This window comes from Aeromonas sp. 603607, from assembly GCF_049171595.1.
GTDB classification, from domain to species: domain Bacteria; phylum Pseudomonadota; class Gammaproteobacteria; order Enterobacterales; family Aeromonadaceae; genus Aeromonas; species Aeromonas veronii.
This window is the reverse complement of record NZ_JAAKOV010000001.1, coordinates 110372-131539: the sequence shown is the minus strand read 5'-3', so window position 1 is coordinate 131539 and position 21168 is coordinate 110372. Positions and strand designations below refer to the sequence as shown.

20 protein-coding genes and 1 pseudogene are annotated in these 21168 nt (G+C 57.3%); 2 read left to right on the top strand and 19 right to left on the bottom strand.

Translation table 11 applies throughout. The features are described from left to right. Positions 1 to 7: 7 nt before the first annotated feature. From holB to yceD, 12 genes are all read right to left on the bottom strand, one after another. On the bottom strand, positions 8 to 955 hold the full coding sequence (gene holB, locus G5315_RS00595) for a DNA polymerase III subunit delta' (protein ID WP_236767506.1): 948 nt from the start codon (positions 953 to 955) through the stop codon (positions 8 to 10). Next, positions 940 to 1581: a dTMP kinase gene (gene tmk, locus G5315_RS00590; RefSeq protein WP_421332091.1), complete on the bottom strand. Its 642-nt coding sequence runs from the start codon at positions 1579 to 1581 to the stop codon at positions 940 to 942. The genes holB and tmk overlap by 16 nt, the downstream gene beginning before the upstream one ends. Continuing rightward, the gene (gene mltG / locus G5315_RS00585) at positions 1581 to 2582 is read right to left on the bottom strand and encodes an endolytic transglycosylase MltG (protein ID WP_005333156.1); all 1002 of its coding nucleotides are present in this window, start codon (positions 2580 to 2582) and stop codon (positions 1581 to 1583) included. Before mltG ends, tmk begins: the two co-directional genes overlap by 1 nt. Continuing rightward, positions 2572 to 3378 carry an aminodeoxychorismate lyase gene (pabC, locus tag G5315_RS00580; RefSeq protein WP_421332090.1) on the bottom strand — a complete coding sequence of 269 codons (807 nt, stop codon included), beginning with the start codon at positions 3376 to 3378 and terminating at the stop codon, positions 2572 to 2574. The genes mltG and pabC overlap by 11 nt, the downstream gene beginning before the upstream one ends. A gap of 68 nt (positions 3379 to 3446) precedes the next feature. Further along, positions 3447 to 4688: a beta-ketoacyl-ACP synthase II gene (gene fabF / locus G5315_RS00575; protein WP_421332088.1), complete on the bottom strand. Its 1242-nt coding sequence runs from the start codon at positions 4686 to 4688 to the stop codon at positions 3447 to 3449. Between the two features lie 82 nt (positions 4689 to 4770). After that, the gene (gene acpP / locus G5315_RS00570) at positions 4771 to 5007 is read right to left on the bottom strand and encodes an acyl carrier protein (protein ID WP_005300909.1); all 237 of its coding nucleotides are present in this window, start codon (positions 5005 to 5007) and stop codon (positions 4771 to 4773) included. Positions 5008 to 5165: 158 nt separating this feature from the next. Further along, on the bottom strand, positions 5166 to 5900 hold the full coding sequence (fabG, locus tag G5315_RS00565; RefSeq protein ID WP_421332086.1) for a 3-oxoacyl-ACP reductase FabG: 735 nt from the start codon (positions 5898 to 5900) through the stop codon (positions 5166 to 5168). Between the two features lie 13 nt (positions 5901 to 5913). Further along, positions 5914 to 6849, bottom strand: a complete 936-nt coding sequence (gene fabD / locus G5315_RS00560; RefSeq protein ID WP_421231043.1) for an ACP S-malonyltransferase — start codon at positions 6847 to 6849, stop codon at positions 5914 to 5916. Between the two features lie 71 nt (positions 6850 to 6920). Further along, entirely contained in the window at positions 6921 to 7880 is a 960-nt protein-coding gene (locus G5315_RS00555) for a beta-ketoacyl-ACP synthase III (protein ID WP_040065495.1), read from the bottom strand. Positions 7881 to 7887: 7 nt separating this feature from the next. Then, positions 7888 to 8907, bottom strand: coding sequence for a phosphate acyltransferase PlsX (plsX, locus tag G5315_RS00550; protein ID WP_100653778.1), 1020 nt, complete (start codon positions 8905 to 8907; stop codon positions 7888 to 7890). Between the two features lie 9 nt (positions 8908 to 8916). Beyond that, positions 8917 to 9084 (bottom strand): 50S ribosomal protein L32, encoded by a 168-nt coding sequence (gene rpmF / locus G5315_RS00545; protein ID WP_005300935.1) that lies wholly within the window; start codon positions 9082 to 9084, stop codon positions 8917 to 8919. A gap of 19 nt (positions 9085 to 9103) precedes the next feature. Then, positions 9104 to 9625 (bottom strand): 23S rRNA accumulation protein YceD, encoded by a 522-nt coding sequence (gene yceD, locus G5315_RS00540; protein ID WP_005345553.1) that lies wholly within the window; start codon positions 9623 to 9625, stop codon positions 9104 to 9106. A gap of 119 nt (positions 9626 to 9744) precedes the next feature. Between yceD and G5315_RS00535 the strand changes: the two genes are divergently transcribed. After that, entirely contained in the window at positions 9745 to 10326 is a 582-nt protein-coding gene (locus tag G5315_RS00535) for a Maf family protein (protein WP_421332084.1), read from the top strand. Positions 10327 to 10426: 100 nt separating this feature from the next. On the opposite strand, the gene G5315_RS00530 is transcribed toward G5315_RS00535, so the two are convergent. Both G5315_RS00530 and rluC read right to left on the bottom strand, forming a co-directional pair. After that, the gene (locus G5315_RS00530) at positions 10427 to 11089 is read right to left on the bottom strand and encodes an HAD-IA family hydrolase (RefSeq protein ID WP_227343055.1); all 663 of its coding nucleotides are present in this window, start codon (positions 11087 to 11089) and stop codon (positions 10427 to 10429) included. Beyond that, complete coding sequence (gene rluC / locus G5315_RS00525) at positions 11089 to 12033, bottom strand: 23S rRNA pseudouridine(955/2504/2580) synthase RluC (protein WP_227342952.1); 945 nt, start codon at positions 12031 to 12033, stop codon at positions 11089 to 11091. The genes G5315_RS00530 and rluC overlap by 1 nt, the downstream gene beginning before the upstream one ends. A gap of 413 nt (positions 12034 to 12446) precedes the next feature. Between rluC and rne the strand changes: the two genes are divergently transcribed. Continuing rightward, positions 12447 to 15539: a ribonuclease E gene (gene rne, locus G5315_RS00520; protein WP_421231006.1), complete on the top strand. Its 3093-nt coding sequence runs from the start codon at positions 12447 to 12449 to the stop codon at positions 15537 to 15539. Between the two features lie 446 nt (positions 15540 to 15985). Here the strand turns inward: rne and G5315_RS00515 are convergent. From G5315_RS00515 to apbC, 5 genes and pseudogenes are all read right to left on the bottom strand, one after another. Beyond that, positions 15986 to 16608, bottom strand: a pseudogene (locus G5315_RS00515) (IS3 family transposase); the annotation flags it as partial. Positions 16609 to 16724: 116 nt separating this feature from the next. Then, complete coding sequence (locus tag G5315_RS00510) at positions 16725 to 18194, bottom strand: inorganic phosphate transporter (RefSeq protein WP_181224080.1); 1470 nt, start codon at positions 18192 to 18194, stop codon at positions 16725 to 16727. A gap of 377 nt (positions 18195 to 18571) precedes the next feature. Continuing rightward, complete coding sequence (gene dcd, locus G5315_RS00505) at positions 18572 to 19153, bottom strand: dCTP deaminase (protein ID WP_005336719.1); 582 nt, start codon at positions 19151 to 19153, stop codon at positions 18572 to 18574. Positions 19154 to 19216: 63 nt separating this feature from the next. After that, entirely contained in the window at positions 19217 to 19861 is a 645-nt protein-coding gene (gene udk, locus G5315_RS00500; protein ID WP_005345570.1) for a uridine kinase, read from the bottom strand. Positions 19862 to 19971: 110 nt separating this feature from the next. Further along, entirely contained in the window at positions 19972 to 21054 is a 1083-nt protein-coding gene (gene apbC, locus G5315_RS00495) for an iron-sulfur cluster carrier protein ApbC (RefSeq protein ID WP_005345574.1), read from the bottom strand. Positions 21055 to 21168: the final 114 nt, after the last annotated feature.

Genomic DNA, 21168 nt, shown 5'->3' with positions numbered 1-21168 from the left:
TCGGTACTTATAACCAGCGACTGAGCCAGTTCATCAGATGGATGGTGGGATTGGAGAGCTGGCCCGGCTGGCATGCCGCTTTCAGGGCTACCAGATCTTGTTCTGCCTCCAGCAGTTTTTCGCTGGAGTGCTGCTCCGCCAACCGCTGGCTCAAGATTGCCAGGTCCGGCATCGCCAGCTGATGGTGACCGCATCCAGCCTGGGTTTTCAGGGCATCACACAAGAAGAGCTGCAACCAGTGCAACCTGACCTGCGTCTCCTGACCAAGCTGGCTGCACAGTGCCGTCGCCTTGACCGGACTTTGACTCAGGGCGACAAACTGTTCCAGCAATTCGCGGCGAGTCCCGTCCTGTTGCTGCTCGATATAGTCGAGTACCCGCAGCGGGGCCCCTTGACAGATCCGCACCTGAGCCAACGTGGCCTGATGACCCTGCTCGGCCAACCAGCGTACTGTTTCCCCTTCCGCAGGCAACTGACAGACATGTTTGTGACAGCGACTAAGAATGGTAGGAAGCAACCGGGAAACCTGGGAAGCGATCAGCAACAGCAAGCTGTCGCCGGCCGGCTCTTCCAGGGTTTTCAGCAGAGCATTTGCCGCCGATTCGGTCATCCGCTCCGCATCTGGAATTATCACCACCTTGCCACGGCCGAGCTGGGCAGAGCCCTGCAGCCGGGTGCAGATCTCGCGAATGGCCTCGACCCCGATGGTCTTACTGTCGCGCGTTATGGTGCCGAGATCCGGGTGGTTGCCCTTGTCAAACAACTGGCAGGAGTGGCAGTGGCCGCACGGCTCTCCGCGATCCGGTTGCTGGCAAAGGTGCAAACGTGCCAGCCGCTCGGCCAGTTGCTCCTTGCCAAGACCGGGATCGCCGAGCAACAACCAGGCGTGGCCGAGACGACCGGACTGGACAGTCTGGCTCAGGGCATGCCAGTCGGGGGTCAGCCAGGGATACATAGGCGCTCGTTTGACAGATAGTGATCCAATGCACGCTCGATGGCCGCTTTGACCTGTTCCGGCGTTTGTGCCGCATCGATCACCACAATGGAATCATCCTTGGCGGCCAGTTCGAGATAACGAGTTCGGGTGCGCTCGAAGAAGCTCAGTTGCTCCAGTTCGATGCGATCCAGCTCGCCACGATGGCGCGCGCGCTGCAAGCCAAGGGCAGGATCGATATCGAGATAGAGGGTGAGATCCGGCTTGAAATTGCCAAGCACCGCCTGCTTGATGGCACCGATAAGCTGGGCATCGATACAACGGCCGCCACCCTGATAGGCCTGGGAGGAGAGATCGTGGCGATCCCCCACCACCCAGACACCATCGGCCAGTGCCGGCTTGATGCGGGTCTCCACCAGTTGTACCCGGGATGCATACATCAGCAGCAATTCCGCCTCGATGGTGAGGCGCTCGTCGTGCACCTCTTTGACGATGGCCCGCATCCGCTCGGCCAGCGGCGTACCACCCGGCTCGCGGGTGCACTCGATCCGGTTGATGCCGTGGCGCTGCAGATAGTCGGTCACATAACGCACGGCCGAGCTCTTCCCTGCCCCTTCCAATCCTTCGATCACAATAAATTTAGACATTAGGGTTTCTTCAATATGTATTCGCGAACCGCCCGATTGTGTTCATCGAGGGTCTTGGAGAAATAGTGGGCACCGCCCCCCTTGGCGACAAAGTAGAGATAGTCGGTCGACTTGGGGTTAAGCGCAGCTTCGATGGAGGCCTTACCCGGCATGGCAATAGGCGTGGGCGGCAGACCATCGATCACATAGGTGTTGTAGGGATTCTTGTCGGTCAGATCGCTGCGGCGAATGTTGCCATCGTAGCGATCCTTCACCCCGTAAATGACTGTGGGATCGGTTTGCAACTTCATGCCCAGACGCAGACGATTGACAAACACCGAGGCGATCTGCGCCCGCTCGTCCGGCTGGCCGGTCTCCTTCTCGATGATGGAGGCCATGATCAGCGCCTCATAGGGCGTTTTGTAAGGCAGGTTGGCCTGACGCTTCTCCCAGCTCTGCTGCAGGAAAGTCTCCATATCCTGATGGGCACGACGCAGGATCGAGAGATCGCTGGCATGGGTGGTATAGGCGTAGGTTTCCGGCAGGAACCACCCCTCCAGCTTGCCATTCTCGATGCCGAGCTCCTGCGCCAAGTCGGCTTCGGATTGCTCGACGGTCAATCGCTCAAGGTATGGGGCACTGGAGAGCTGCTTCTGCCAATCCTCGAAACGGGAACCTTCGACGAAGGTGAGGCTGAAGTGAAACTCCTTGCCCGATGCGAACAGAGAAAGGGTCTCCTTGAGAGGGGCCCCTTCCTTGATTTCATAGGTGCCAGATTTGATGGCCACCAGTTCGGGATGGCTACGCAGCCAGAGCCGTACCGCCCAGGGGCTGGTTTCCCCCTCACCCAGTTCGGCGATCAGGCGCGCCGCATGGGCGCCCTTCTCCACTGTAAAGAGCCGGGTCGGCCCCTTGTTGGTGAGCGTCTCTACCTGTTGCCATTTGTAATGTACATAGCCCCCGGCAGCGGCAACCGTCAGTGCCGCCCCCGCGAGCAGGGTGTAAAGCCGATTAAACTTCAATGACCAAACGCTCCTGTAAACGGCGGCTCAATACCGGGGCTGGATACTGTTTATCCTCGATGCCGTTGACCGGCACCACACCCATCAGGGTATTGGTGAGCCACACCTCTTCCGCCTGCCATAGTGACTCCAACGGAGCCTCTACCACACGCAACTCAATACTCATCTGTTTCAGCATCGCCACGACCTGACGGCGCGTGATGCCGTCAACCCCACAACGGGCCAGATCGGGCGTAAACACCGTCTTGCCCCGACGCCAAAACAGATTGGCACTGACCCCTTCGACCAGTACGCCACGACTGCTGAGCACTACTCCTTCGACTGCACCACGGCTGACAAGTTCGCTCTTGAGCAGCACCTGCTCCAACCGGTTGAGGGTCTTGAGCCCGGCCAGCATGGGGGCATCACCAATTCGCTGGCGGCACACCAGCAAGTTGATCCCCTCACGTTGCCACTGGGCATACTGTGCAGGAAAAGGTGCCAGCGAAAGAATACGGGTCGTCTGCTGGCACCCACTGCCATCATAACCGCGGCCCCCCTCCCCCCGGGTCAGCATCACCTTGGCAACACACTGTTGTTCACCGGCAACCAGGGTCTCGAGTTCCCGAGCCAACAATTCCCAGTCCGGTTCAACCATTCCCAGCCGGCTATTGGTCTGTTGCAGTCGAGCCAGATGCGCTGGCCACTGCAATACCTTTCCTTCTCTTACCACCATGGTGGTGAAATGGCCATCGCCATAGGCCAGACCACGGTCGCGGGCCGAGATGGTATCGAGCTTCAATCCATTGATCAGCAAAGAGATCCCTCCGATAAAAAAGGCCCGATACCGGCAGTATCGGGCCTCTGTCTTTGCCCTGCGGCAAATTATACGCGTTTGAAGATCAGTGAGCCATTGGTGCCGCCGAAACCAAACGAGTTGGAAAGAGCGTACTCGAAGCTGCCTGACTTGGCCACATGGGGCACCAGATCCAGGTCGCACTCATCATCTGGGTTGTCCAGGTTGATGGTGGGCGGTGCAATCTGATCACGCAGGGCCAGCACAGTGATGATCGCCTCGATGGCACCGGCAGCACCCAGCAGGTGACCAGTCATCGACTTGGTAGAGCTGACCATCAGTGACTTGGCGTGCTCGCCAAAGACGGCTTTCATGCCGCGCAGTTCGGCCACATCACCCAGCGGGGTGGAGGTACCGTGCGCGTTGATGTAACCAATCTGCTCGGGGGCAATGCCGGCATCCTTGATGGCATTTTTCATGGCGCGAGCGCCACCGTTGCCATCTGCAGGAGGCGCAGTCATGTGGTACGCGTCACCACTCATGCCAAAACCGACCAGCTCGGCGTAGATCTTGGCGCCACGGGCCTTGGCGTGTTCGTACTCTTCCAGCACCAGTACCCCAGCACCGTCACCCAGCACGAAACCATCGCGATCTTTATCCCACGGACGGCTCGCTTTTTGCGGCTCGTCGTTGCGGTTGGAGAGTGCCTTGGCGGCAGCAAAACCACCCATCCCCATCGCGGTGGAGGCTTTCTCGGCACCGCCGGCGACCATCACGTCGGCATCACCGTAAGCGATCATCCGGCCAGCCATACCGATGGCATGGGTACCAGTGGTACAGGCGGTCGTCACGGCGATGTTCGGCCCTTGCAGACCTTTCATGATGGAAAGATGACCGGACACCATATTGATGATGGTGGACGGAACGAAGAAGGGACTGATCTTGCGCGGGCCGCCGTTGACCAAACTTTCGTGGTTCTGTTCAATCAGACCCAGACCGCCGATACCGGAGCCAATCGCCACGCCGACACGTTCGGCATTCTCTTCATTGATGGTCAGGCCGGAATCATCCAGCGCCTGCATACCGGCCGCGATGCCGTATTGAATGAAGAGATCCATCTTGCGAGCGTCTTTACGGTTGATACCGTACTGCTCGGGATCGAAATCCTTGACCAGACCTGCAAAACGGGTTGCAAACTCGCTGGCATCGAAATGGTCGATAAGGGAAATGCCGCTCTGCCCGTTGAGCAGTGCTTGCCAGCTGGATTCGGCTGTGTTGCCTACCGGGGAAAGCATCCCCAAGCCGGTCACCACGACTCTGCGTTTTGACACTGAGGTAGTCTCCGAGAGGTGATTTGAAAGGAAACAAATACAAAAGAAGCGGCCCTTGGGCCGCTTCTTTCAGAACAGGAACTTATTCCTGATTAGCGGTGATGTAGTCGATAGCCGCTTGAACAGTGGTGATCTTCTCGGCTTCTTCATCAGGAATTTCGGTATCGAATTCTTCTTCCAGCGCCATTACCAGTTCAACGGTATCCAAAGAGTCAGCGCCCAGGTCGTCGACGAATGAGGCAGCGTTCTTAACGTCTTCCTCTTTAACACCCAGTTGTTCGATGATGATTTTCTTTACGCGTTCTTCGATGTTGCTCATGACCTGAATTTTCCTTTAAAAATACGCTATTTGCGTCTGGTTGGGGTAGTTTATTCAATTGACGTGAGTTTGCAAGTAGCTTGCCGCTGGTCAAACCACGAAATGTGCCAAACTTCGGCGTACTATCGCAAATTTGAACAGATCTTACGACAAATTGATTACACCATGTACATCCCGCCATTAACATGCAGGGTTTCGCCGGTGATATAGGCTGCTTCATCGGAAGCCAAGAATACCACAGCTGCGGCAATTTCTTTTGGATCACCCAAACGGGCGGCAGGCACCTGACTCATGATGCCAGCACGTTGATCGTCATTCAGGGCACGGGTCATGTCGGTTTCGATGAAACCGGGAGCAACCGCGTTCACTGTGATACCACGGGATGCCACTTCCCGCGCCAACGATTTGGTAAAACCAACCAGACCGGCCTTGGCGGCAGCATAGTTGACCTGACCGGCATTGCCCATGATTCCCACCACGGAGCCAATGCTGATGATGCGACCATGACGTTTCTTCATCATGGCACGCAACACCGGTTTGCTCAGACGGTAAAGCGAGGTCAGATTGGTATCGATGATCTCGTTCCACTCGTCATCTTTCATCCGCATCAACAGGTTGTCACGGGTGATACCCGCGTTGTTGATCAGGATGTCGATGTCGCCAAAGCGCGCCTTGATGGCGGCGAAGACAGCTTCGATGGATTCCTGGCTGGTCACGTTCAGTGCCATACCGCAACCATTGTCGCCCAGATAGGCGCTGATTGCCTCGGCACCGCTCTCGCTGGTCGCCGTACCGACCACTTTCGCGCCACGGGCCACGAATGTTTCGGCAATCGCACGGCCGATGCCACGACTGGCACCGGTCACCAACACAACCTTATCGGTAAAACTCATCACTTGCTCCTGTTTACTTGATCTGGGCCAGCGCCTGCTCGAAAGAGGCGGCATCGTTGGCGTGAATACCTTCCACGCGCTTGTCGATGCGCTTGGCGAGCCCGGTCAACACTTTGCCCGGTCCCATCTCGATCTCGAGGGTAACCCCATCATTGGCCATCCGCTCGACAGTCTCGGTCCAACGAACCGGGCTGAACAGTTGACGTACCAGCGCTTGCTTGATGGCGGCCGGATCCTGTTCACAGGATACGTCGACATTATTGATGACCGCGATGGTTGGAACCTTGATCTCGATCCCGTCCAGCGCAGCTGCCAGTTTTTCTGCGGCAGGTTTCATCAGCGCGCAGTGAGACGGCACGGAGACCGGCAGCGGCAGCGCACGCTTGGCGCCCGACTCTTTCATCAGCACGTTGGCGCGCTCAACGGCTTCTTTGTGACCGGCGATAACCACCTGGCCCGGGGAGTTGAAGTTGACCGGAGAGACGACCTGCCCTTGTGCCGCTTTTTCGCAGTTGGCTGCGATGGATTCGTTATCCAGACCGATGATAGCAGCCATGGCGCCGGTGCCTTCCGGTACCGCTTCCTGCATGGCCAGACCACGCAACTCGACCAGTTTGACCGCATCGGCAAAATCGAGTGCGCCGCTGCAAACCAGCGCGGAGTACTCACCCAGGCTGTGACCCGCCATCATGGCAGGAGTTGCCCCACCCAGCTGTTGCCACAGGCGCCACAGAGCGACAGAGGCAGTCAGCAGTGCAGGCTGGGTGCGCCAGGTTTTGTTCAGATCTTCAACCGGACCATCCATCACCATGGCAAACAGGTCATAACCCAGCACCTGACTCGCCTCGGCGAAGGTCTCCTTGATCACGGCATGTTGTTCGGCCAGCTCGGCCAGCATGCCTACGGACTGGGAACCTTGTCCCGGGAAGGCAATGGCAAATTGGGTCATCATTGATTCCTTTTAGATAAGACAAAAATGAAATCGGTGACGGGATGATAGGCGCACCATCCCGCCGAAGATCAGAGGCGAACCAGCGCCGAGCCCCAGGCGAAACCGCCACCAAAGGCTTCCAGCAGTACCAGCTGACCCGGTTTGATCCGGCCATCCCGCACCCCTTCGTCGAAGGCGACCGGAACGGAAGCAGCAGAGGTATTGCCGTGCTTGTCGAGGGTCAGCACCACTTTATCGAGGCTCATACCCAGCTTCTTGGCGGTGGCACTGATGATGCGGAAGTTGGCTTGATGCGGTACCAGCCAGTCCAGCTCGCTCGGCTCGATGCCAGCTGCGGCCAGCGTTTCGGTGACGATCTCGCTCAAACGGGTGACCGCGACCTTGAAGACATCGTTGCCCTTCATATACATGTAGGCTTCGAGCTCAGCACCCGGCATGCCGCGACGGGGATGAGGCAGCTTGAGCAGCTCACCATAACGGCCATCGGCATGGAGATGGGTAGAGAGAATGCCCGGCGTCTCGCTGGCACCGACAATCACAGCCCCTGCCCCATCACCAAACAGGATGATGGTGCCGCGATCTTGCGGATCGCACATGCGGGAGAGCACATCGGCCCCGACGACCAGCACATGGCGGGCGGCGCCGGATTTGACGAACTGATCGGCAATGGAGAGTGCGTAGGTGAAACCGGCACAGGCCGCTGCCACGTCAAAGGCAGGAATGCCCGGTACGCCGAGCAGCCCCTGCAGCTCGCAGGCGGCAGCCGGGAAGGCATTTTCAGCACTGGTGGTGGCCAGCACTATCATATCGAGATCGGCAGCGGTCAAACCGGCTGCATCCAGGGCGCGCAGAGCGGCCTGGTAAGAGAGGGTGGCAACGGTCTCGTCAGCCCCGGCAATACGGCGCTCACGGATACCGGTACGTTCCACGATCCACTCATCACTGGTCTCAACCATCTGCTCGAGATCGGCGTTGGTACGCACTGAACTCGGCAGGTAGCTGCCAGTACCCAGAATTTTGCTATGCATAGAGTTCTTATAGATCCCTGTCAGAGAAGACAGCTTCAAGGCGATCTGCTATTTGCAGTGGAAGTTGATGTTTGGCCTCTTGTGCGGCCAGCAGGATCGCATTACACAGAGCGCGCCGTTCGGCCCGCCCATGACTTTTTACCACAATGCCGCGCAATCCTAACAGACTTGCTCCGTTATACTGGTCGGGGTTCAGGTAAGAAAAACGCCGTTTGAACATAAATCCGGCGATCCGGCCAAGAAAAGTGCGTTTCTTGCGGGGATATCCGGCCAGCTGGGCCATCATCCGCACCACCCCTTCTGCCGTCTTGAGGGCGACATTGCCGACAAAACCGTCGCAGACGATCACATCGCTGTCGCCGCTGAAGATGCGATCCCCTTCGACGAACCCGACATAATTGAGCGCTTGGCACTGACGCAACAATTCGGCGCTGTGGCGCACCAGATCGTTGCCCTTGATCTCCTCCTCGCCGATGTTGAGCAAGGCAACACGGGGGGATGCAATGCCTTCTACCTTTTCGGCCACGACGGAGCCCATCACCGCAAACTGCAGCAAGGTATCCGCATCGCAACTGACGTTGGCGCCTAGATCCAGCATCACGGTGCGTTTGCCGCTCAATGTCGGCAGCGCCTTGATAAGTGCCGGCCGATCGACCCCGGGCAGGGATTTGAGCACGCACTTGGCCATCGCCATCAACGCACCGGTATTGCCGGCACTGACGCAGGCATCGGCCTCACCGGCTTTCACCAGATTGAGTACCACCCGCATGGAGGAGTCTTTCAGAGTACGCAGCGCCACGATCGGTTTATCGCCCATGCCAACCACTTGGGATGCATGTACGAAACGGACTCGGGGATGATTCAGCAAACCATGTTGCTGCAGCAGAGAGGAGGTCTGGTGCTGGTCGCCGACCAGGATCAGTTTTAACTGGGGTAAAAGAGACAGTGCCTGCACGGCGGCAGGCACTGTTTCCGAGGGGCCAATATCTCCCCCCATGATGTCTAGCGCGACAGTTTGCGTAGACAAAGGCAATCCTTAAGCGATTACCTTTTTACCGCGGTAGAAACCATCGGCAGTCACGTGGTGACGACGATGAATTTCGCCACTGGTCTGATCAACAGTCAGGGCAGCGGTGGTCAGCGCATCGTGGGAACGACGCATGCCACGCTTGGCACGGGTTTTACGGTTCTGTTGTACGGCCATTGTAGGCTAACTCCTAAATTCACTTACGTTTAAGCTCTTCAAGAACTGCAAAGGGATTCGGCCGCTCATCAGCAGGTTCGATTTCACCCCAAGTCATCTCCATGTTTCCTCTCGGGCATGCATCCAGAGAATGCATAGCGACTTGAGGCAACGAGAGGATGAGTTCATCCTCCAGGATTTGATGAAGATCTATCTCGCCGTTTTCGTCCAACTCAATGGGCTCATAAGCTTCCGGCAGTTCTTCCTCGTTTGTTCTTTCGAACAGCGGAGTGTAGATAAATTCAGCTTCACAGAGGTGTTCGAATGTCTCTCCGCAACGTTGGCAAACCAGGTCAACCTTGGCATGGGCAGTGCCTTTCATAACGGTCAACTTCTGGACATCTTTGCCAAAGTGCAGTGATACCTCGATATCACTCTGCAAGCCAGCGGTTGATTCCTCCAGCCTGGGCATCTGCGACTTTTCCACTATCCCGATGTAATCGAGCAGCTTCAAGGCACTACGGACTGGATCAACCTTAACGGGCAACTTCACCTTTTGCATAGGGCGCGAATAATATAGGTCCAACAACTGATAGTCAAAGGAAAAAGTCCTTACCGCCGATGATTTTAACGTCACAAGTCCCTAGAATGCCGGTACTCGCTTTCATCGGTAACTCGATTATGCCACAGAATCTGATCATCGCCTCAACTTCTCGCTATCGCAAAGCCCTGCTGGAGAAGCTCGGACTCCCCTTTGAATGTGCCGCGCCCGATGTGGATGAGCAACCACTGGCTGGCGAATCCGCCGAGGCGCTGGTGGCCAGACTGGCTCGTGCCAAGGCTGATGCCATCGCCGGGCAACGTGATCACGGCTTGATCATCGGATCTGATCAGGTGTGTGTCTGCGATAATCACATCCTCGGCAAACCGGGCACCATAGACAATGCCATCGCCCAGCTGATGGCGGCCCAGGGGCGCTGCGTCACCTTTTACACTGGGCTGTGCGTACTTAACGCTGCAACCGGGGAGGCTCATCAGTTGGTGGAACCTTTCACCGTCCATTTTCGCAACCTCGATGAAGCCGCCATTCGCCGCTATGTAGAGGCAGAATTGCCCCTAGATTGTGCGGGCAGCTTCAAATGTGAAGGGATGGGGATCGTGCTGTTCAAGGGGCTGGAGGGGCGCGATCCTAACGCCTTGATCGGTCTACCACTGATCGGCCTGATCGAGCTGCTGGAGCGCCACGGTATTGCCCTGCCCTGATCGCGGACGAATAGATAAGCTAGATCGAGCATATAAAAAGCCCGGTCAATAGACCGGGCTTCTGTTATCAATCAGATCGACGTCTCTTAAAGAGAGGCGTCTATAACAGCCCGCGAAGAGCCGCCATAGAATCCACCACCGCCACTGGCCCGTGACGACTGAGGGCATCGCGGCTATCCACCCCCCAGGTGACACCAATACGCAGCATGGCGATCGCCTCGGCCATCGCCATATCGTGAACAGAGTCGCCGATCATTACCGCCTGCCGGGGTGACAGCCCCAGCTCGTCCAGGATCTGCTCAAGCATCAGCGGATCAGGCTTGGAGCGGGCCTCATCGGCCCCTCGGCTAGCCACAAACAACGGGCGTAGCCCGGTTTCATCCAATACCCGATCCAGCCCGCGGCGTGATTTCCCGGTCGCGACGGCCAGTTGCAGCCCTCGTGACCGCCAGTCATGCAGCAACTCCCCTGCCCCGGCAAACAACGGGCTGGGGGTGGCATCGTGCAGATAGTGATGACGATAGCGATCGATGAGTGCGGCAATCTGGCGCTCACCGCTGGTGGCGCCACTGCCACTGCATAAGGGGAACAGACGGGACATGGCGACATCGAGGCTCAATCCGATGATCTGCCGGATCTGGGCTGGTGCAGGTACCGCCAGCTCACAATCTCTGGCGGCCCCTTGCACACAGGCAACAATCCGGCCTACCGAATCCATCAGGGTGCCGTCCCAATCGAAAATGGCGAGCCGGATATCCTGCATCAACGTGGCAAGCCGTTGAGGAAGTTGTCGAGCTCAGGTGCCAGCGGCGCTTCTACCTGCATTTCGCGACCATCGGCCGGATGGGTGAAGCTGAGCTTCCAGGCATGCAAAAAGAGCCGTTTCAGACCTTGGCTGCGCATTTTATCGTCAAACGCCGCTTCACCGTACTTATCGTCACAGGCGATCGGGTGACCGGCATGCAGGGTGTGCACGCGGATCTGGTGGGTACGGCCAGTGATGGGGCTGCACTCGACCAGAGTCGCTTCGGCAAATTGACGCACGATACGGAACCGGGTTTCGGAGGGCTTGCCATCGGCACTGACCCGCACTACCCGTTCACCGGATTGCAGATCGTTTTTGCGCAGCGGCGCATTGACCACCTTGACGTGAGCCTGCCACTTGCCGCGTACCAGTGCCAGATACTGCTTGCGCATGGTCTTGACCCGCAACTGTTCATGCAGGCTGCGCAGGGCGCTGCGCTTCTTGGCAACCAGCAATACCCCAGAGGTGTCACGATCCAGTCGATGAACCAGTTCGAGGAAGCGGGCTTCCGGACGCAGTGCGCGTAGCCCTTCAATCACACCAAAGCTGAGGCCGCTGCCACCGTGTACGGCCATGCCGGAGGGCTTGTTCAACACGATCATGGCATCGTCTTCGAACAGGATCTGGCTCTCCAGACGCTGGATAACCCCGAGGTTGGCTGAAGGCAGCTCATTCTTCTCGGCAACGCGCACGGGGGGTACCCGCACCTCGTCACCTGCGCAGAGTTTGTACTCCGGTTTGATGCGCTTTTTGTTTACTCGCACTTCGCCTTTACGAAGGATGCGATAGATCAGGCTCTTGGGGACGCCCTTTAGCTGAGTCTTGAGAAAATTGTCGATGCGCTGCCCGTCATGCTCAGCTTCGATGGTGAGCAGCTGCACTTGTTGTTGTATCTGTGTCATGGCGCGGATTTTAACACTGCCCGCGCCCCTTGGCTGCATGGTTTGTTGAAAAATGGCGCCTTGCTATAAAAGAGGTTTAAATGGGATAATAAACAAGGTTTTGTCATTGTGTTCAAGCCTTGTACTAAGTGGCCAAAAAGTATGCCACCCAATCCCGAAACACCGTGTATACAAGAACATGACGGTTCCCGGGTGCGAGGTACAACGCATGGAGAACACAAACATCACCGTTTATTTGTCTCCATTTCGGCATCCTTATTCATTCCTTCTCGAGAAGTGATGACCAGAACGCCCTTAGTTTGCGCCTCATGCATACCCCAACCGGGAGGTTGCCCCAGTATGCTGAAGACCCGAGGCCGGCGCTGGCAGGACCCAGATGGAGGAAATCAAAATGACACAATAATGAGAACTCAATGAAAAGAATGCTTATCAACGCAACTCAAGAAGAGGAGTTGCGCGTAGCGCTGGTTGACGGACAACAGCTCTACGATTTGGATATTGAAAGTCCGGGACACGAGCAGAAGAAAGCGAACATTTACAAGGGTAAGATCACCCGCGTAGAACCCAGCCTTGAAGCTGCTTTTGTCGACTACGGCGCCGAGCGCCACGGTTTCCTGCCGTTGAAGGAGATCGCCCGCAATTACTTCCCCTCCGGTTACTCCTATCAGGGTCGTCCCAACATCAAAGAAGTGGTCCGCGAAGGTCAGGAAGTTATCGTCCAGATCGACAAGGAAGAGCGAGGCACCAAGGGTGCAGCCCTCACCACCTTTATCAGCCTGGCAGGTAGCTACCTGGTACTGATGCCCAACAACCCCCGTGCCGGTGGTATCTCCCGCCGCATCGAGGGTGATGAGCGGACTGAACTGAAAGAAGCCCTGAGTGGATTGACCGTGCCGGAAGGCATGGGGCTAATCGTGCGTACCGCTGGTGTGGGCAAGTCTCCGGAAGAGTTGGAATGGGATTTGAACGTTCTGCTCAACCACTGGGACTCCATCCACAAGGCCTCTCAGGAGCGCGCTGCGCCGGTGCTGATCCACCAGGAAAGCAACGTCATCGTGCGTGCCATCCGTGACTACCTGCGTCGCGATGTGGGCGAGATTTTGATCGACAATCCGGTGATTTTCGAACGCGCCAAGGCCCATATCGAGCTGGTACGTCCCGATTTCCTCAACCGCGTGAAGCTGTACAAGGGTGAAGTTGCCCTGTTCAACCACTTCCAGATTGAGAGCCAGATCGAATCAGCCTTCCAGCGTGAAGTGCGCCTCCCTTCCGGTGGCAGCATCGTTATCGATCCGACCGAAGCGCTGACCTCCATCGATATCAACTCCTCCCGCGCCACCAAGGGCGGCGATATCGAAGAGACTGCGCTGCAAACCAACCTGGAAGCGGCCGACGAAATTGCCCGTCAATTGCGTCTGCGCGACCTGGGTGGCCTGATCGTAATCGACTTCATCGACATGACCCCGGTTCGCCATCAGCGCGAAGTAGAAAACCGTCTGCGTGAAGCGGTTCATCAGGATCGCGCCCGCATCCAGCTGGGCCGGATCTCCCGTTTCGGTCTGCTGGAGATGTCTCGCCAGCGTCTGCGCCCTTCCCTCAACGAGTCCAGCAGCCACATCTGCCCCCGTTGCCAGGGTCAGGGCGTGATCCGTGACAACGAATCCCTCGCCCTGTCCATCCTGCGTCTCATCGAAGAAGAGGCCATGAAGGACAATACCGAGCAGGTTCACGGCCAGGTGCCGGTGGATGTTGCCGCCTATCTGCTTAACGAGAAGCGTGCCGCCATCGCCAGTCTGGAACAGCGCAATGATGTGCGTGTTTACATCATTCCGAACCAGCATCTGGAAACCCCGCACTACGAAGTGACTCGCATTCGTCAGAACGAGATCCCGGAAGCGGCCAGCTACGAGCTGAAAACCGAGATTGCCAAGCCGGTCTACCAACCGAAGCAAGCTCAGGTGATCGAGCGTGAGCAACCGCTACTGCAAGGCTTTGCCCAACCGGCACAACCGGCCCCTGTTGCACCGCAACAGCCGGCGGCTCCCGTTGCTGCGGCCCCTGCCGAAGCCGGCTTCTTCAGCAAGCTGATCAAAGGCATTACCGGCCTGTTCAGCAGCGATGCTGCCCCTGCCGACGTGAAAGCGCCCGCCGAGAAACCTGCTGCTCGTGAAGCACGCAAAGAAGAGGGTCAACGTCACCAGCGCGAAGAAGGCCGTGGCCGTGGTCAGCGTCCTCGTCGTGATGACAATCGTGGCAACCGCAACAATGCGGAAGCTGGCGAGAAGCGTGAAGGTGGCAACCGCGAAGCCGGTGAAAACCGCAATCGCCGTCCCCGCAAAGAGCGCGAGCCTCGTCAGGAGCGTGAAGCCCGTGGTGAGGTGCGTAGCGAACAGCGCATGGAACGTGAACCCCGTCAGGAGCGCGAACCTCGCGAGCCGCGCCAGGAACGTGCGCCACGTCCAGCCCGTGAACCTCGTGCTCCCCGTGAGCCGCGCGCCGAAGTCGTTGTTGAAGCGGTAGACGGCGTTGATGCAACTGCCGTCCAGCCACGTCAGGAGAAAGAGCAGAAAGTGGCCGAGCGCCGCGAACGTCGCCAACTGCGCAAGCAGATCCGCGTCGATGTCGCCGCTGCTGACACCCCTGCCCTGCCGATTGACGAAGTACCAGCGCAAGCTGAAGTGATCGATGCCACCGTGGGTAACGAGCAGGAAGAGCAGAGTGAAGGCCAGCGCCGTTCACGCCGCACTCCGCGCAGCCAGCGTATCGAAGGTCAGCGCCGCAAGCGCATCAACGAAGATGTCCGCAGCCAGCGTGACGAAGAACAGCAAGATACCACCACTCTGACCACCGCAGCCCAGGCAGATATTGCCAAAGCGCAGGTTGAAGAGCCGGTAGTGCCTGTTGTTACCATCCCGAGCGCTGAAGCCGTCGCTGCTGCTCTGCAAGCCTCTGCGGCACTGACCGAGCATGTGGTTGTCGAAGCCGTTGCTGAAGAAGCGGCCGAGCAGGCTGCTGCCCAGGTCGAAGCAACTCAAGCCGATGTGGCTGCCAGCCCGGTTGTTGCAGCTGTCGCTGAGGTCGTGGTTGCAGCAGAGCCGGAAGTTGCCGTTGTCGACGCTCCGGCTGTCGACGTGGCTGCCGCAACCGTGGTTGAAACCGCTCCGGTTGTTGAAGAAGCCCCTGCAGTCAACACTCCTGTCGTGGAAGCTGTACCTGTTGCAGTCGAAATGCCAGCTGCTGTTGTCGAAGCCCTGACTCCTGTCGCTGCCGTTGCGGTGGAAGAGACTCCGGCCGTCACCAAACAGGTAGCTCACGGAGCTGGCCTGCTGGCTCGTGCCCGCAAAGCATCCGCGCCGATGGCAACCCCCGCCGAAGCCCCTGCCCTGCCTGCTCGTGAGCCGGTTAACTACCCGCCGCTGGTACGCAACGAAGTGAGCACATCAGGTCGTCACGGTGGCAGCACTGCCGCCGTCAACGTGGCCACCTGCCCGGCCGGCCGCCCCTGATATCCACCGGTAACGACTAAATCGAGAGCCACACCATTGTGTGGCTCTTTTTTTATCTTCATGACATAGATTGCTCGAGCTTCATCGATAAGGAGTTTGGATGAGGAACCTAATGCAAATATCCTCTTGAACACCCGACTCCGGTCAGTAATACCTCGGATATGGACAAACAAATCCGCTACCGATACGCCGCATGGCATTGACCAAGCCACAGACTGGCTCATGACTCCCTCCTCTGTTTGAACTGGGAGCTTGGCGACAGCAAACTGTGTCTGTGTCGTAAAGGTTTGCTAAACCGGCTCAAGATTTTCATTCTATCTTCCGACTCGTTAAAAATGATATTCGATTTCTAGTCTGTTGGCATATAACAGCAAAGCATCGCTCAGTGCATACACAATACAAACAGGGATTAATCGGCATTACTGCGCGACGAGGAAACCCTAGACTGGGCTGCACCAGTAGCGGTACTCGGCCAATATCCGAAACAGCCTGTCCCGCCCGACCTTGAACTAGGCATCATCCTGACCCTGAAGCAGATAATGCAGCTTGCTAGTGCCGACCTGCAGTTGTCGCAGCCGAACCTGACGCACAAATCGCACCACCTGCAGCCCCTGAGCTTAGATGTCCGTCCGCAACCCGATTGCGCTTGTAGAAAGCCTGCCGGCTTATTCCCAGAAACAGGCAAGCCCTGACAATGGTCAGTCTCTCGACCTGCCGCTGCGAGAGGACTTATCGGGTCGCTTTTTTACGATGGAAACGCCTAGTCGTTCTTCAGCACATCGACGACTTGGGCCTTCAGGCTTATCAGCGCCAGCTGCTCGAGCTCTTTGATACATTGTTGGTGCGTCTGTTTGTCGGGGTCAGGCATGGTGATGCTATTGCCGGCGGGTACAGATACCTCAGGCTCCAATCTTGCCAACCATGTTTACGCAAACCACACCAGAATGGTCGAATTGCCCTGAATGCCATATCGGGCTTGTGCTTGCAGGCAGCTGAGCTCGCCTTTTTCAATCTGTTCGACCAACGCCAGTTTAAACGTCAGCGAGTCATCGCGCGGTGTCCGTTTCACACCTTATCCCATAGGACTGTTCATTTATTGGGGGGAAAGGTGTAAACCATATTCAGGAGAGGACAGGAAACACAAAAAAGGGCCCGCAGGCCCTTTATCGAATATGGTATTGGCATTTAGCCAAACAGATGGTGGCTGACGATGAACAGGCCACCGGAGAGCAACATGGTCAGCGGCAGGGTCAGCACCCAGGCCATCAGAATGGTCTTGATGGTCTGGCTCTGCAGGCCGGATTTGTTGGCTACCATGGTACCCGCCACCGCAGAAGAGAGGATGTGGGTGGTGGACACCGGCATACCGGTCAGACTGGCAACCCCGATGGAGGTAGCAGCAGTGATCTGGGCCGCAATGCCTTGGCTGTAGGTCATGCCGGTGGTGCCGATCTTCTCGCCCACGGTATGGACGATACGACGCCAGCCCACCATGGTGCCGCAACCCAGCGCCAGCGCGATGGAGACGATCACCCAGGTCGGTGCGTATTCAGCGGTCGCGGTCAGATCCTTGCGCCATTTGGCCAGATCGGTCAGCTCCTTGGCTGGCAGCGGCAGCTTGGCAGCCTTGCGGGCGGTGTCATCAATACAGAGCAGCAGACGACGCACTTCGCGGCGGTCAGTCAGGCTCATCTGATCATAAGTACGCACGGCACCCAGACGGGCATCCAGGGTGGCCATCGCCTGCAGCACGCCATCGGCGGAGCAGTGGGTCATCAGCTCTTCCTGAGCCGTTGCCGGTGCAGAGAAGTTGATGACACCAGAGAGGGCGGACTGGTTGCGCTGGTAGATCTCCATGATGCGCTGGTTGGCATCCTGGGTCCGATCCAGGTCATAAGAGCGGCTGTTCATGTCCAGCGCGAAATAGGCGGGCGCCATACAGATCAGCACCAGCATCACCAGACCGATGCCCTTCTGGCCATCGTTGGAGCCGTGAACGAAGCTGACGCCCATGGCCGAGGCCACCAGGGTCAGACGCGCCCAAAACGGCGGGTGCTTCTTGCCATCGACCAGCTGGCGCTCTTCCGGCGTTTTGTGGATCTTGTTGCTGGTCCAGATGCGCTTCATCGCCAGCAGCAGCAGTGCCGCGATGATGAAGCCGATGGTGGGAGAAATGATGAGGGAAAGCATGATGTCGATCGCTTTGCCCACGTTGATCCCTTCTGTCACCGGTTTATGGGTGATCCAGGCATAGGCGCCGCCTACCCCCAGAATGGAACCGATCAAGGTATGTGAACTGGAGGCCGGGATCCCGAAGAACCAGGTGCCCAGGTTCCACACGATGGCGGAAAACAGCAAGGAGAAGACCATGATCAACCCTTGGGTGGAGTCCATCCCAAGCAGCAAGTCGATGGGCAGCAGATGGACAATGGCATAGGCCACACCCAGACCGCCGAACATGACGCCAAAAAAGTTGAAGATCCCCGATGCAACGACCGCCAGGTGAGCTGGCATCGCCTTGGTATAGATAACCGTTGCTACCGCGTTGGCGGTATCGTGAAAGCCGTTGATAAATTCATAGGCAAGCACAAAAAAAACGGCCAATACCAAACCGATTGACCACCACAAACCCAAACCACTAAACATTTCAAACATAAAAAAAAGCCTGTTTATGAGTTGCGGCGGATTATGCCAGATGGCGGCCAACACCATAGCCACCATTGAAATATTTCAGCCATAAAAAAAAAGAGCTTTTTGGAAAAAAATATCCTAGAGCCAGTCATCATGCGGCTTGCCATCGATTAATTAAAGCCACCAATGATTGCGGGAAAGGGCAAAAATAGCTGACAATTAAGCCAATAATTTCATTTTTATGACGTTTTTATGACAGAAAAACGAGCGAAAGTGGTGATAAAACGTCCCTGCCCCACTAATCTCATCCGACCAGCACCATCAACCCCATATCCGTTTGATTCCAGATGCAAAAAGGGAGCACCTTGTGCTCCCTTGAATCGTTGCTATGCGGCCTGTCATCAGTCCTGATTGATACGGCTGGCAACAGCGCCCTGCTGGCTCTTGTACTTGGCATTTTCCCGCTTGTTGTAGGGACGGGCCGCGACACCGGAGAGCATCTCGAAGTTTAAGGCGCCGATCTTCATCTTCGGGCGCAGCGCCAGCGGCAGTTTGCCGCCGTTGTAGAACTCCAGCACGATGCGACCGGACCAACCCGGATCGATGCGGTGCGCGGTCACGTGCACCATCAGACCCAGGCGCGCCAATGAAGAACGGCCATCCAGCCAGCCGACGATATCGGCAGGCAAGGTGACGGATTCGTAGGTCACCGCCAGCGCCAGCTGACCCGGGTGAAGGTAGAAGGCTTCACCATCGGGGATGTGGATCTCGTCACTCATCACCCGATCGATGGCATCGGCCATCTCGCTGCTCGGGCCGCTCAGGTCGATATAGGGCGCGGTATGATCGCGAAACACCCGAAACTCGTTACCCAGCAGCACATCGACACTGACACCACTGATCCGCTCTACCCCGGGCCGTGGCTCAATGACGATCTTGCCTTCATCCAGATGGCGTTCAATATCGGTATCACACAGACGCATTGGGCGACTCTCCTGACAAATTGTGCTTTTAAAAAAGCCGGGCATCACCCGGCTTGTTTCATCTTAACCAATCAACATGTGGCGAATACGCGCCTTGAGCATGTCGATGGCGATGCGGTTCTTGCCACCACGGGGCACGATCACATCGGCATACTGTTTGGACGGCTCGATAAACTGCAGGAACATCGGACGCACCGTCTTCTGATACTGCTTGAGCACGGAGTCCATGGTACGGCCACGTTCCTGCACATCACGCACCAGACGGCGCAGCAGGCAGATGTCGAGCGGGGTGTCCATGAAGATGGAGGCATCCATCAGATCCCGCAGACGGCTGTCGGTCAGCAGCAGGATCCCTTCCAGAATGATCACCCGGCGCGGCGCAAACGGGGTCACTTCGCTCATCCGGGTGTGTTCGGTGTAGGAGTACTGGGGAATGGCTACCGCGTCACCTTTGACCAGCTGGCTCAGGTGCTGTACCAGCAAGTCGTGATCCAAGGCATTGGGGTGGTCATAGTTGGTCTTGACCCGCTCTTCCATGGTCAGGTGGGTCTGATCACGGTAGTAGCAATCTTCGGTGATCACACCAATCTGACCTGCGCCCAGTTCGGCCACCAGCTCTTCATAAATGGTCTGGGCTATAAGACTTTTGCCAGACGCAGATGCGCCCGCAATACCGATGATCACACACGAATGTTGAGTATCAGACATGACAAATACCTAAAAGAGAAGAGCAGTGGGGATGGTTTAAACCGATCCATTATATAAAAAAGGGTGGGTCATGCCCACCCTCAATTCCCTTTCAAGTGACCGACCGCCGATTATTCATCCAGCGCCATGGCATAGAGGGGGGTCGCAATCGGTTTTGCGCTGAAAAAGAGTTCAGCCCCTACCCTGCGCGCCAGCTTCAAATAGGCCTGAGCCAGGCTTCCTTCCGGTGCGCCGAACACCGTCGGACAGCCATCATCCATGTGTTGGCGGATATCGATGTGCAGCGGTAATTGACCAAGCAGTGCCACTTGATACTGCTCTGCCATCTTCTGGCCGCCACCGGTACCAAACAGCGGCTCATGATGACCACAGGCGCTGCAGACGTGGTAGCTCATGTTCTCGATAATACCGAGCACTGGCACATTGACCTTGTTGAACATGGCGATCCCCTTGCGGGCATCGGCCAGCGCCACATCCTGCGGGGTGGTGACGATCACTGCCGCCGAGGTAGGCACCTGCTGAGCCATAGTGAGCTGGATATCGCCAGTGCCCGGCGGCATGTCTACCACCAGATAATCCACCTCGCCCCAGCGGGTCTCATGGAGGATCTGCGCCAGCGCCTTGCTCGCCATCGGGCCACGCCAGATGGTGGCATCCTGCTCGGAGACCAGATAGCCGATGCTGTTGCTCTTGAGGCCGCAGGCCATCACCGGCTCCATCAGCTTGCCGTCATGGCTGACCGGGCGCTCCTTGAGGGTGCCCATCATTGTGGGAATGGAAGGGCCATAGATATCGGCATCGAGAATAGCGACCCGCGCCCCCTCTTTTTGCAGCGCCAGCGCCAGATTGACTGCGGTGGTGGACTTGCCTACCCCGCCCTTGCCGGAAGCAACCACGATGATGTTGCGAATGCCCTGCACGGCATTGAGGCCCTGCGCCCGCGGCATGCTGGCGACGTCAATCTCCAATGCCCAGTCGATACGGGCAGCGCCGGTGGCACTACGCAGCCTGGCATCGTAGTTCTCTTTGAGCTGATCGAGCAGCGAGAGACCGGCAAACGGCAAGACCAGCCGGATAGTAAGCCCCTGACCCTGATTGATGATCTCGCGAACGAATCCGGCATCCACCAGATCCTTGTGCCAGCCTGCTGGCTTAAATTCGGCGAGGATCTGTTTTACTGAATCAATCACCATTAACTCCTCATTATCTTGTCATTATCTTGAGGTGAACGGTTACCGCACACAAATCAGTGGCTTGCCTGCCATCATAACGGCAGGTGCTGCCAAGGTTGGCATAGCCACAACCCT